Source organism: Salinactinospora qingdaonensis (assembly GCF_039539445.1).
Taxonomy (GTDB): domain Bacteria; phylum Actinomycetota; class Actinomycetes; order Streptosporangiales; family Streptosporangiaceae; genus Salinactinospora; species Salinactinospora qingdaonensis.
Window position 1 is genome coordinate 53862 of record NZ_BAABDD010000005.1, and the last position, 11740, is coordinate 65601.

At 67.6% G+C, this 11740-nt stretch carries 12 protein-coding genes; 6 read left to right on the forward strand and 6 right to left on the reverse strand.

Annotated features, from left to right (window positions below; all coding sequences use genetic code 11):
- Nucleotides 1-82: 82 nt before the first annotated feature.
- On the reverse strand, nucleotides 83-736 hold the full coding sequence (locus tag ABD848_RS06965) for a phosphoribosyltransferase (RefSeq protein ID WP_344968627.1): 654 nt from the start codon (nucleotides 734-736) through the stop codon (nucleotides 83-85).
- 212 nt (nucleotides 737-948) lie between these two features.
- Between ABD848_RS06965 and ku the strand changes: the two genes are divergently transcribed.
- Both ku and ABD848_RS06975 read left to right on the forward strand, forming a co-directional pair.
- Entirely contained in the window at nucleotides 949-1947 is a 999-nt protein-coding gene (gene ku / locus ABD848_RS06970) for a non-homologous end joining protein Ku (RefSeq protein ID WP_344968629.1), read from the forward strand.
- Between the two features lie 86 nt (nucleotides 1948-2033).
- Nucleotides 2034-2699, forward strand: a complete 666-nt coding sequence (locus tag ABD848_RS06975) for an HhH-GDP family DNA glycosylase (RefSeq protein WP_344968632.1) — start codon at nucleotides 2034-2036, stop codon at nucleotides 2697-2699.
- Between the two features lie 45 nt (nucleotides 2700-2744).
- Here ABD848_RS06975 and ABD848_RS06980 read toward each other — a convergent pair whose 3' ends face one another.
- Nucleotides 2745-3359 carry a TetR/AcrR family transcriptional regulator gene (locus tag ABD848_RS06980; protein ID WP_344968634.1) on the reverse strand — a complete coding sequence of 205 codons (615 nt, stop codon included), beginning with the start codon at nucleotides 3357-3359 and terminating at the stop codon, nucleotides 2745-2747.
- 338 nt (nucleotides 3360-3697) lie between these two features.
- Nucleotides 3698-4399: a glycerophosphodiester phosphodiesterase gene (locus ABD848_RS06985; RefSeq protein WP_344968636.1), complete on the reverse strand. Its 702-nt coding sequence runs from the start codon at nucleotides 4397-4399 to the stop codon at nucleotides 3698-3700.
- 280 nt (nucleotides 4400-4679) lie between these two features.
- On the opposite strand from ABD848_RS06985, the gene ABD848_RS06990 reads away from it, so the two are divergent.
- Entirely contained in the window at nucleotides 4680-5450 is a 771-nt protein-coding gene (locus ABD848_RS06990; protein WP_344968638.1) for a DeoR/GlpR family DNA-binding transcription regulator, read from the forward strand.
- 129 nt (nucleotides 5451-5579) lie between these two features.
- On the opposite strand, the gene ABD848_RS06995 is transcribed toward ABD848_RS06990, so the two are convergent.
- Nucleotides 5580-5990, reverse strand: coding sequence for a VOC family protein (locus ABD848_RS06995; RefSeq protein ID WP_344968640.1), 411 nt, complete (start codon nucleotides 5988-5990; stop codon nucleotides 5580-5582).
- 532 nt (nucleotides 5991-6522) lie between these two features.
- On the opposite strand from ABD848_RS06995, the gene ABD848_RS07000 reads away from it, so the two are divergent.
- The 3 genes from ABD848_RS07000 (at nucleotide 6523) to ABD848_RS07010 (ending at nucleotide 9730) form a co-directional block, all read left to right on the forward strand.
- Nucleotides 6523-7206 carry a PhzF family phenazine biosynthesis protein gene (locus tag ABD848_RS07000; RefSeq protein ID WP_344968642.1) on the forward strand — a complete coding sequence of 228 codons (684 nt, stop codon included), beginning with the start codon at nucleotides 6523-6525 and terminating at the stop codon, nucleotides 7204-7206.
- Between the two features lie 121 nt (nucleotides 7207-7327).
- Nucleotides 7328-8989, forward strand: coding sequence for a sensor histidine kinase (locus ABD848_RS07005; RefSeq protein WP_344968644.1), 1662 nt, complete (start codon nucleotides 7328-7330; stop codon nucleotides 8987-8989).
- A gap of 51 nt (nucleotides 8990-9040) precedes the next feature.
- Nucleotides 9041-9730, forward strand: a complete 690-nt coding sequence (locus ABD848_RS07010) for a response regulator transcription factor (RefSeq protein ID WP_344968646.1) — start codon at nucleotides 9041-9043, stop codon at nucleotides 9728-9730.
- Nucleotides 9731-9883: 153 nt separating this feature from the next.
- On the opposite strand, the gene ABD848_RS07015 is transcribed toward ABD848_RS07010, so the two are convergent.
- The gene (locus tag ABD848_RS07015; protein WP_344968648.1) at nucleotides 9884-10678 is read right to left on the reverse strand and encodes an ABC transporter permease subunit; all 795 of its coding nucleotides are present in this window, start codon (nucleotides 10676-10678) and stop codon (nucleotides 9884-9886) included.
- Nucleotides 10679-10690: 12 nt separating this feature from the next.
- Nucleotides 10691-11632: an ATP-binding cassette domain-containing protein gene (locus tag ABD848_RS07020; protein WP_344968650.1), complete on the reverse strand. Its 942-nt coding sequence runs from the start codon at nucleotides 11630-11632 to the stop codon at nucleotides 10691-10693.
- Nucleotides 11633-11740 lie beyond the last annotated feature (108 nt).

Consider the following 11740-nt stretch of genomic DNA (forward strand, 5'->3'; position numbering starts at 1 on the left):
GTGCGAAGCGCGGCACCCCGTTCCCGGCGGCCCTCCGTGCCGCCGGGAACCGCAATACGTTGCGAGGGCAAGGCCCTGGTGCTCAGCCGCTCACCTGTCGCTGTCGCGCCTCACGCAGCAGCTCGACGACATCCTGGTCGGTGTACTGCGGGAAGTGCGCGTACCACAGGCTCACCGCTCCGAAGTCGTAGGGCGCGTGCAGGCAGATCACTTCATCGCACGCCTCGTCTAGGCGCCGGCACGCCTCGGCCGACCCCACCGGCACGGCCAGCCGTAGCGACGCCGGCTCCAGGCCACGCAGGTAGGACAGGGCCGCCGCCGCGGTCGCCCCGGTGGCCAACCCGTCGTCGATGACAAGGACATCGCGGCCGGCCACCGTGGGCTCTGCGGACTCGCTCTGGTAAGCGCGCACGCGCCGTTCTGCCTCCCGCCGCTGTTCCTCGATTTCCTTAGCCATGTCCTCGTGCGACAGCCCCAGGCGTTTCAGCGCGCTGGAGTGCAACAGGACCGGTCCCGTAGCGGTGACGGCTCCCACCGCGAACTCCGGGTTGTTCGGTGCGCGCACCTTGCGGGCCACCACCACGTGCAACGGAGCCGCCAGCGCTTCGGCCACGGGAGCGGCCACTCCCACGCCTCCGCGCGGCAGGGCCAGCACCACCGGGGCGGCGAGATCGAGCTGTCGCAGGCGTTCAGCTAGCCGCGCCCCCGCCTGCGCACGGTCACGGAAGCGGATCATACGAAACCACTACCCTGAGTTTTGGGGCTGAACGCGGCCCGCAGGGGTTTCACGCCGCCGGCGCCCCTCCCGCGATCAACCTTCCCAAACAGCACATTCTTCGTGGTCAGAACGGGTAGCACCGCTCACAAGACCTATAGCGCCGGGTGCCGCGCTCCGAATCCCCCGAGGGTGGTACATCGGCGAACCGGCACGATATCCAGGGGGAGCCCATGACGCGCCCGGTGTGGACGGGATCGCTGTCGTTCGGTCGAGTCAACGTCTCGATCGGTCTCGTTCCGGCCACTGTCAACACCATCCCGACCTTCCACCAGTTTCAGCGGGGAACCACCGACCGAATCCGTTACCGGCGGATCAACGAGCGCACCGGCGAGGAAGTGGCCTATGACGACATCGTCAAAGGGGTGGAGGCCCCTGACGGCGAGGTCGTCACGTTCGACGATGAGGAACTTGAGGCCGTAGCGCCCGGGCGTTCCCACACGCTGGAACTGTCGGGCTTCGTTGCCGAGAGCGAGCTGCCGGTCGTGTTCCACCAGAAAACCTATTACCTGGTCCCGGGGGTGCACACGACAAAGCCCTACGCGCTGCTGTGCACCGCGCTGAGCCGCTCGGGCAAAATCGGCCTCGGCTCGTTCGTGCTCTACGGTAAACAGCAGTTCGCGGCGGTGCGTCCCATGCGCGACGTCTTGACACTGGACACCCTGTTCTTCGCCGACGAGGTCCGAGAGCCCGAGACGGTTCTCGACACGATTCCCGACGCCGGTGACTTCAGCAAGCGCGACATCGACACGGCGGTGCGCCTTATCGAGACGATGACCACCTCATGGCGGCCCGAAGACTTTCCCGACCGCTACCGCGAAGCGGTGCAACGGCTGGTACGCAGCAAGCTCGCCGGCACCGAGGTGGGCGCGGCTCCCCGCCCTCCGGAGGAGACCAATGTCGTCGACCTCATGGACGCCCTGCAATCGAGCCTGCGCGAGCACACCCCCCAGGAGGGCCAGCAGCCCACCGGTGAGCGCAGCGGCCAAGGCCAGCAGCAGCGCCGCGGAGTCGAGTCGGCCCGTCCGGACTCCAGCATGACCAAGCGCGAACTGCTACGACTAGCAGCCGACCTCGACGTGCCGGGGCGCTCGCGCATGTCCCGCGACGACCTCGCCACAGCCGTCAGTGAAGCGCGCCGGCGCATGAGCAAACCGAACCGGGCCTCCTAAGTCGCCCCTGGTACAGCGCCTGCACCGTGGCTGGCGAGAGGCCACGTCCCGGTGGGCGAACGGGGACAGTTGGGAGAAAGGGACAGATGGCCACACAGCAAATGACCTACGAGCGCATCGCCCAGGTGGTGTTGGCCGAGACGGGCACCACGTTGGCCAAGCGGGCAGGGCTGCGCCTGACCGACGAGCCGGCGCCGCTGTGGCAACTGCTGGTGCTCACCAATCTGGTCAGCGCGCGCATCAGCACCGACATCGCTATCGATGCCGCGCGTGAGCTGAACGAGGCCGGCGGTGACACTCCGGAAGGCATGGCCCAGCTCACGTGGCAACAGCGTGTCGACGCCCTGGGGCGCGGCCACTACGTACGCTACGACGAGAGCACCGCCTCTCGGCTGGGTGGGTGCGCGCGGATCGCCCTCGACGACTACGGAGGCGACCTGCGCAACCTTGCCGAAGAAAGCGGGCGCCACTACCGCAAGCTGGAGCACCGGCTCCAGCGCTTCCCCGGTATCGGCCCCACGGGCGCGGCGATCTTCTGCCGGGAGGCCCAAGCGGTCTGGCCGTGGCTGCGGCCCTTCAGTGACAAGCTGGTGAGCCAGGGCGCGGAGCGGCTGGGACTGCCGACCCAAACCGAACAGCTCGCTCACCTGGTCGCCCCCGAAGATTTTGCCGCGCTCGCCGCTGGCCTGGTGGGAGTGGCGCGCGACAACGCGGCACTCCAACAGGTGAGGCAGGCGGCCGGCGGCCGTTGAGCCGCCCTGCCCCGCCCGGAACCTCACTCCGCCGAGTGGGGGCTCCTATCGGGGCACTCTCAGCAGGTGATGCAGGACCATGTCGACATAGACGTCGCTGAGCTGGCTCAGCGAGAGATCGGCCGAGGGGTCGTACCAGTTGTGGATACCGTCGAGGGCGTCGATGATGCTCGACGCCGAGATCTCGGGGTGGGGGCAGCAGAACTCACCGAGGGCGCGACCTCGCGACAGGATTGTGCGCAGGTGTTCACGGTAGTCGCGCAGTTGCTCGGTGAGTTCCCGGTGGCGTCCGGGGCTGATCGAGCGCAGCACGGGCAGCAGTTCGCGGCGCAGCCGTCCGGCGGTCCTGTGGTGCCAGGTGAACTCGATATGGGTGCGCACGAGTTGGGCGAGCTGGCTCGTGGGCGACTGCTCTGGATCGCACACCTGCCGCTGCTGGGCCACGAGCTCGCGCGTGACGCGCAGCGCCAAGGCGTAGATCAGATCGAGTTTCGTGGGAAAGAGGCGGCGAAACATGACTGGGTCGAGGTCGGCTTGGTTCGCGATCGCGGTCATCTGAACATCGCGCACATCCTGGCCGGTGAACAATTCCGTGGCTGTGTCGAGCGCACGTTCGATTAGGCGTGAGTCGGTTGGGGAGAGGTCGGCCGTCATAGTCATCTCTAGCCTGCACGTGAAGGAGGGGTGTGCAGTGCGATGGACGTCACTCGTTCGGAAAAGGGGCCCCGTTGTACCCGGGGTTTGACGGGATTGGTCACGAATCGGTTTCGAGGATAGCGCTACCGGTCAGACGATTCGTGGGAATCGCGGAGCTGGGCCAAGAAATTTGAGAAATCCATACTCCATGGGGTGACTCCCCTTTCCTCTTCGTCCTGTGGAGTGGATGGAATTCCCAGAAAAGGATAAAAAGGGATGGGGTGTATTTATTTCTCTTGAGTGATTTTATGACACAAAAAGTATTAATCGGACAATATTGGTGGCCGTGTGCCGGCGTGCCGCTATCGGCGCTGACCGTGAGCGCGCAACACCTTGATCAGGTCGCTGGGGTAGTCGGTGATGAGGGCGTCGATCCCCATGCCGACGAGCCGGGCCATCGCCGAGGTGTCGTTACAGGTCCACGCCGATACCCCGTAGCCGTGGCGGTGGAGGTCGGCGACGAGTTCATGGCTGAGGAGCGGCCAGTAGGCGTTGTAGAAACGCGGCTGGATCGCCTGCCATAGCTCCGCCGAGGGGAGCTCCCGATGCTCCCAGCTCAGGCATAGGTGCGCCTGCGGGCGCCGAGCGCGCAGGGCCCGCATCGCGTCGGTGGGGCCGGAGTAGAGTACGTAGTCGAGCCGCCCCTGACTGACGACGAGATCGTCGGTGGCCAGCGCCACCTCGATTGAGGAGACATCGAGCATCAGCGCGGGAGCCCCTGGGCGGGCGAACTCCATCAACACTTCGAGCAGAGTGGGGATTCGGCGATCGGCGCCGTCTCCCAGTTCGGCCAGATCGGTCAGGGTCAACTGCGCCACCGGCGTCGCCCGGCCCCATAGGCGTTGCGGCGTGTCGTCGTGCAGGAGGACGACGTGGCCGTCGGCGGTGAGCTTCAGGTCGATTTCGAGCGCATCGGCCCCTGCCGCCGCACCAGCGCGCAGTGCTGCGAGTGTGTTCTCCCGGAACTGGACGGGCTCGCCACGATGGGCGATCACCAAGGTCATAGAGTCTCCGGAGGGCGCAGCGCCGGGTGATAGCGGGCAAACCAATAGGTGCAAGATAAGAGTGCCAAAAACACCCACACAATGCACGCAAGGCCGGCAAAAACCCCGAAAACCGCGAGATGTGACATGAGAGGCACTTCATCGCAGGGGCGGCCACCCCGATCACCGCAGGCTGGGACACTTCTGTGGTGAGCCCAGCGTCTGTCACAGTGATGGCGACGGGGCCAACACTGTGAACACATAAGGACGAATCGACACCGACCGATACCGAAGGCGCACCATGATCCCGGACCAACGCCGCGAGCACATCCTCAAGCTCCTACAGGAGCGCCATGTGCTGAGCATCAATGAGCTGACGTCGATGCTGGCCGTCTCCCACATGACCGTGCGGCGAGACATCCAGGCCCTGGAGAACGAGGGCAAGGTGCTGTCGGTGACCGGCGGGGTGCGGTTAGCGGCCCGCCTCAAAAGCGAGCCGTCCTACTTCACCAAAGCTCAGATGGAAGTACCGGCCAAGCGCGCCATCGCTCGCGCCGCCGCACAGCTCGTTCGAGAGAACTTCACGATCTTCCTCGACGCCGGCACTACCACGTTGCAGATGGTTCCCCTGCTCACCGACAAGGTCGGGCTGACCGTAGTGACCAACGACTTCAACGTTATCGGTCACCTCGTGGAGTACCCCGGTATCGAGCTGATTCACACCGGGGGCATGGTCTCCCACGCCGACCACTCATCGGTGGGGCAGTACGCCGCCGAGTTCCTCAAACGGGTCAACGTCGACATCGCCTTCATCGCCAGCAGCTCCTGGGACGTCGACCGGGGCTCCACGACCCCCTCCGAGCCCAAGGTCGTAGCCAAGCAGCAGTTGCTGCGCATCGCCTCCAAGAGCGTGCTCACCGTCGACAGCACCAAATACGGAAAATTCGGCACGTTCCGGGTGGCCCGCCTTGAGGAGTTCGACCTCATCATCAGTGATGATCGGCTGCCGCGCGCGGCCGTGGATCAGATGAACGAGCGCGACATCCGGTTGGAGATGGTCGCAACCGGTTAAGCCGGCCACTGTGATGGGCTGCGGGGCATATCGCCGGCAGCCCACCGCGCTGTGCCGGTGGGCTCGGTGGGTCTAGCGCCGACAAGGCGGTCGCCGCGCTGGGAGGCCAGAGCGGCGACGCCCTCCGAGCTAGTCCTCGCCCGTATCGAACTCTCGGGCGCAGTACAGTTCGAGCTGTATGCCGTCAGGGTCGGTGAAGCTGAGCACCGATCCCGACTCCTCGTGGACGATGGGGGAGTGATCGATATCGAGATCGGTCAATCGTTCCTCCCAGCTTTCCAACTCACCGAGACAGCTCACCTGGAACGCCAGATGGTCACAACCGGCGTGCCGAGGATCGAACACCGCGTTGAAGTGATCCTTGTGCTGGGTGAGACCAAGGATCACCCCGCACGGGTGACGACACTCGGTACGTGACCACTGGTCCCCATGGCAGGTGGAGATCTGCCGAAAGCCGAGTACATCTCGATAAAACTCGGCACTGGTATGGCGGTCGCGCACCGACAGGGTGATGTGCGCGAGGCCAGTCAGGTGCGGCACGGCAACCTCTCTTCGGCGTGGCTGCGTCCGAAGGATGCGTGGAGGGAACAGCGTTAGCACGATCGCCCAGCCTACGCCGATGATTCGGGCATGCAATACCCTGTTAACAATTGTTTCGTAACCACTATTGGCACCATTTGGTGTACTTTTCCGGTCCTGCCCGTATCCCCTGCTGGACCAGGGGCGTCTCATGGGTGTGACACAGCCGACGAACGTTGGCTGACGTGCCTGGCATTGCTAAGAACACGCAGGTCACACCGCGCATTCCCGATTCTCCCAGACCCCCGAGGCCCGCTGTTCCCATAGGGGTGGCAGTGGGGCATGTCACTCTCGCCGGCGGGGCGCGTCTCACACCTCCGGCGGCGGGGGAGAGCGAGCGGCACCTGAGAAGGCTGCCCTGCCGGACGCCATCTCGGCCGGTCGTGCGGGCACGCGAACCGTAGGGCCGGTTACCGTGCACTGGCCCTACCGCCCCCACGGGGCCGGGCCGGCGGGTAGAGTCACCCCGGGGCAGATCAATACAGTGCCCCCCATGAGCGATACCATGACCCTGCACGTCGTCACGGTCTTCCTCGGCGACGGCGACACCGGTGGCAACCCACTCGGGGTGTTCCTTGAGGCTCCCCCGCTGGAGGAGGGAGCCCGACAGGCCATAGCGGCCGACCTCGGCTTCCCCGAGACCGTCTTCGTCACCGATCCGCTCCGCGGCGAGCTGCACATCCACGCCCCCGCCCTTGAGCTGCCCCTGGCCGGCCACCCACTCGTGGGCACCTCCTGGCTGCTGCGTGGCACAGGACGTGAGGTGGACACGCTGCACACCCTGGCCGGTCCCGTCCCCACCTGGGTCGAAGAGGGGCTCACCTGGATTCGAGCCGACCCCGAATGGGCGCCCGAGTTCGAGAGCAGCCAACTGCCCTCCCCCCAAGACGTCGACGCGCTCGCCGGCGGACGTCCCGGCACGGATCTGCACGTGTGGGCGTGGGAAGACGAGGCGGCCGGTCAGGTGCGGGTGCGCGTGTTCCCCGATGAGATGGGCATTGCCGAAGACGAGGCCACCGGCTCAGCCGCGTTGCGTCTGGGCGCCCACCTCCACCGGCCGCTGACGATCCGCCAGGGGGTGGGATCGCGCATCGACGTGCGCCCCCACCCCGACGGCACCGTGGCGGTCGGCGGGCGGTGCGCGGTGCTGGAGACACGCGAGTACCCGCTGCCTTGAAGCGCGGGCAACCGCGGCCGGTACTGGCCGGTTCGCCGTGCGGTTTCCCTACCAACGGCGGGGTGAGCTCCCCTCGAAGGTCGGTAACGCCTACCCGCCGCCGGGATCTACCGTCCCTAGCGTGAGTTCCCCACCAAGGCCCCTGGCGTTGCCCGCCCTCGCCCTGGGCTACCTCATCGAGCTGGCACGCCGCCCCGGGGGCCCGCAAGACTGGTGGCCCACCCGCCGGGCGGTGCTGGTCGACCTGCTGCTGTGGGCGCTGCTAATGGCGCTGCTGCTCGCGCAGAACGTCTTCGAGGCGGTGGTGCACGGAAGGGGCGGCTTAGCGGCACTGCCTCCCGCCATGCTTTGGCAGGCGACGATCCTCACCGGCGCCCTCCTGGTCAGCCGCGCCTACCCCCTGGTGTCCCTAATAGCCACGGTCGGACTGGTCGCCGTAGGCACGGCCATCGACACGTCCATAGTCCTCATGTTCTCCCTCGTCGGGGTGCGCATGCGGCGGCTCTGGCCCGCCGTGGCCGTGTTCGTGGCGGTGAGCTGCTCGGAGATGCTCGCGCTATGGGGATCGCCGGCCTCGCTGAACCGGTGGACCGATCCCATCCTCCTCCTGATCTGTATGCTCCTGCCGTTGCTGGTGGGCGGTTACCTGCGCCAGCACCAAGAGCTGCTGTCCGCCGGCCGCCATTGGGCCCGTCAACTCGAACGCGAGCGACACATCACCGCAGAGCAGGCGCGGCTGCGCGAACGGGCCCGCATCGCCCAAGACATGCACGACTCCCTGGGTCACGACCTCAGCCTCATCGCGCTGCGCGCCGGCGCGCTGGAGGTCACGCCGGACCTGGCCGCCCCCCACCGGGCAGCGGCCGGGCAGTTACGCGAGGGCGCCACCGCTGCCACGCAACGTTTGCGCGACATCACCGGCGTGCTGCGCGAAACCTCGGTTCCCGCTCCGCTGGAGCCGGCAAAAGAGGGGGTCATCGACCTTGTCCAACGGGCGCGGGCCTCCGGCATGCGCATCGCGCTCCTCAACGACCGCGCCGAAGCCGACCCACCCCCGATGGTCGAGCGCGCCATCCACCGCGTCGTGCAGGAGGCTCTGACCAACGCCACCAAGCACGCCCCCGGCGCGACGGTGACCGTGCGGATCGCGCGCACGGCCGAGGCGACTACGGTGCGGGTCAGTAACCCCGCCCCGCCGGTGGCTCCCGCCCCTGACCGGCCGCAGGGCCACAGCGGACTCACCGGCCTGGCCGAGCGGGTACGGCTGGCCGGCGGGACACTGCGTGCCGAGGGCAAGGACGGCGGCTTCGAGGTCACCGCGCACTTCCCCACCAAGGGAGGCGCGCCTGAGACCGAGGAGGACGACGCGCACCCGCCCCGTCCCAGCATCGACGCCGAGGCACAATGGACCCGCGCCAAGCGCCGGCTGCGCAACCGGATGATCGCTCTGGTGAGCGTGCCCGTGGCCGCGCTCGCCGTCATCTCCTGCCTAGTGCTGTCCAAAAGCCTCTACCTGGCGGCCATCTCCACGCTGCCGGAGTCCGACTACGCCCGGCTCCAGGTGGGCATGTCCAAAGCCAGTGCGCAGGAGTGGCTCCCCCAGCGCGAGTACCACGGACCGCAGCGGCAGAACCCGAAGTCTCCGGGAGAGCGGCGGTGCGCCCACTACCGCGCCACGGCCAACCCCTTCCCGCTCCGCCAAGAGATCCGCCGGCTCTGCTTCGCTGACGGTGAATTGGTGAGCAAAGACACCTACACCGCGCTAGGGCAGGACAGCGGGTAGCGGCCCGGCCGACAGCCCGCAGCGCCGGTGCGGGCCCCGTAATCTGCACTCATGGACGACACGCCGAAAGTCGGCGCCCCCGGCCATGCCCGGGTACTGCTCGCCGACGACGAGGCCATGATCCGCGCGGGTGTTCGGGCGATTTTGGACACCGATCCCGATATCGAGGTGGTGGCCGAGGCCGCCGACGGCCGTGAGGCAGTGGAGCTGGCCCGCTCCCACCGTCCCGAGGTCGCACTCGTCGACATCCGCATGCCCGTGCTGGACGGTCTGGCCGCCACGGGAGAGCTGCGCCGAGCCGTGCCGGAAACGGCCGTACTCATCCTGACGACATTCGACGAAGACGACTACATCGCCCGCGCTCTCAGCCAGGGTGCGGCGGGATTCCTGCTCAAGGCCGGGGACCCACGCGAGCTCATCGCCGGAGTGCGCGCCGCCGCCGAGGGCGCCGCCTACCTTGCACCGCGGGTCGCCCAGCGGGTGATCGCCAAGCTGCGCAGCCCGCACCTTTCCCGCGACGGTCAGGCCCAGCGCCGGATCGCGGAATTGAGCGAGCGCGAACGGCAGGTCTTGGCGCTGCTGGGAGCGGGACTGTCCAACGCTGAGATCGGAGCCCGGCTGCACCTAGTTGAGAGCACGGTCAAAAGCTACGTCAGCACGATCCTCAACCGGCTTGAAGCGCGCAACCGGGTCCAGGCCGCCATCCTCGCCTACGAGGCCGGTCTCGTTGCGCGGGAGTGAGCCCGCCGGGGAGACGCGCTCCAGAGCTTCGGCACGCGGTGGAGCGCCGCGCGCGAGCCCCTGGCCGCCCCTCGGCTATGGCCGTGCCCGCCTGCCTCGCCGCGGCGAGACAGGCGGGAAAGAGGTCGGGGCCTCGCCCACGGGACGGCCACCTCAGGCGTCGCGGTAGCGCAGCACCGCGTAACCGCCGGCCAACGCCACGATCGCCCAACCCAGCAGCAGCAGGAGCGCCGACCCCAGCGAGTAGGGCATGGCGGTGACCCCCGACAGCACGACCCCGCTGACTTGAGTGGGGGTGTAGTTGCTGATCTCGGTCAGTGTCTCGTTGCCGATGATCTGGCTCAGCAACGGTATCCCCACGATGACGCCGATCGCCGTGGTGATCGCGCCCGCGGTGCTGCGCAGGATCGCCCCCAAACCCAGGACGAACAGCGAGATCGTCAGCAGGTAGAACCCGGCGCCGAGCAGCCCGCGCCCCAGACCCTCGGCGGTGATCTCCATATACTGCGGCCCGTACAGCGCCGCGATGACGCCCATGTTGAGCAGTCCCATGACGATACCGGTCAGCGCGGCCACCGCGCCCCCCACGGTGACCTTGGCCAGCAGCATGGTCGCGCGGCGCGGCACGCAGGTCAGCGTGGTGCGTATGGCCCCCGTGGCGTACTCGCCGGTCAGCGGCAGCGCCGCCAACGCCACCATCGCGAACTGCGCCAGTAGCATCACCGCTTGGATGTTGGAGTTGGCGTCGAGGATAGGAGGGTCGCCCTCGAACCCGTTCGGGGAGCGGGGGATGCCCAGCACGGCGACCCCCGCCGCCATCACCACGGTGGCGGCCAGGCACAGCCAGGTAGAGCGCAATCCCCACAGCTTGGTCCATTCGGCCGCCACCGCGCCGACGAACCCGCTGCCACGCGGGGCCACACCGCTGGCCCGTGGTGTTGTCGTCATCGTGCTCAATGCTCACACCTGCGCTTTCGGGGAGTCGTCGGGCGTTGGGCTCGTCGGTGTCGCGTACTCGACGCTGGTGGCGGTCAGCTCCATGTAGGCCTGCTCCAGCGAGGCCGCGCGCATGCTCAGCTCGTGCAGCACCGCTCCGGCGGCGTGGGCCAGCTCGCCCACACGTTCGATGGTGGCGCCGGTGACGATCAGCTCGTCACCGCCGTCGCCTTCGACGCCCAGCCCTCGGGCGGCCAGGTCGCGTGCCAGCGCATCGGCCTGCGGGCTGCGCAGCTTGACAGCGGTCAGCGAGCTGCCGGCGATGACTTGCTCGATGGGGGCGTTGGCGATCAACGTGCCTTTGCCGATGACGATGAGCTGGTCAGCGGTCTCTTGCATCTCGCTCATCAGGTGGCTGGAGACGAGCACGGTGCGGCCCTCGTCGGCCAGCGACCGCATCAGCCCGCGCACCCACCGCACGCCGTCGGGGTCGAGCCCGTTGACGGGCTCGTCGAACATCAACACGCCCGGATCGCCCAACAGTGCCCCGGCGATGCCCAACCGCTGTCCCATCCCCAGCGAGAAAGACTTCGTCCGTTTTCCGGTGACCTCGGTGAGCCCCACTAGCTCCAGCACCTCTTCGACCCGGCGGGTGGGGATGCCGTTGCTGCGCGCCATCGCCCGTAGGTACGTGCGGGCGCTGTGGCCCGGGTGGCTGGCTTTGGCGTCCAGGACCGCGCCGACCTCGCACAGCGGATGGCGCAGATGGGCGTACTCCTTGCCATTGACCAGCGCTTGGCCCGAGGTCGGGCGGTCCAGCCCCAAGATCATCCGCATCGTCGTGGACTTGCCGGCACCGTTGGGGCCGAGGAACCCGGTGACTTTTCCCGGCTCGATGTCACAGGTGAGCCCGTCGACGGCCACCTTTGTCCCATAGCGTTTCGTCAGTCCCCGTAGGGCGATCATCCGGAGCTCTCCATTCGTTGCACACGTCGCTGCACTCCGACAGTAGGGAAACCGTGGAGCTGCGGCATCGGCCAAAGGCAGCCTTCCAGCAGCGACTTTCGGGGGTGG

Coding starts and splice junctions, on each gene's coding strand:
- ABD848_RS06980 (WP_344968634.1), bottom strand. CDS start 3,359: ATGACTATGACGGCCGACCTCTCCCCAACCGACTCACGCCTAATCGAA.
- ABD848_RS07020 (WP_344968650.1), bottom strand. CDS start 11,632: ATGATCGCCCTACGGGGACTGACGAAACGCTATGGGACAAAGGTGGCC.
- ABD848_RS07015 (WP_344968648.1), bottom strand. CDS start 10,678: ATGACGACAACACCACGGGCCAGCGGTGTGGCCCCGCGTGGCAGCGGG.
- ABD848_RS06990 (WP_344968638.1), top strand. CDS start 4,680: ATGATCCCGGACCAACGCCGCGAGCACATCCTCAAGCTCCTACAGGAG.
- ABD848_RS06975 (WP_344968632.1), top strand. CDS start 2,034: ATGGCCACACAGCAAATGACCTACGAGCGCATCGCCCAGGTGGTGTTG.
- ku (WP_344968629.1), top strand. CDS start 949: ATGACGCGCCCGGTGTGGACGGGATCGCTGTCGTTCGGTCGAGTCAAC.
- ABD848_RS07000 (WP_344968642.1), top strand. CDS start 6,523: ATGAGCGATACCATGACCCTGCACGTCGTCACGGTCTTCCTCGGCGAC.
- ABD848_RS07010 (WP_344968646.1), top strand. CDS start 9,041: ATGGACGACACGCCGAAAGTCGGCGCCCCCGGCCATGCCCGGGTACTG.
- ABD848_RS06965 (WP_344968627.1), bottom strand. CDS start 736: ATGATCCGCTTCCGTGACCGTGCGCAGGCGGGGGCGCGGCTAGCTGAA.
- ABD848_RS06985 (WP_344968636.1), bottom strand. CDS start 4,399: ATGACCTTGGTGATCGCCCATCGTGGCGAGCCCGTCCAGTTCCGGGAG.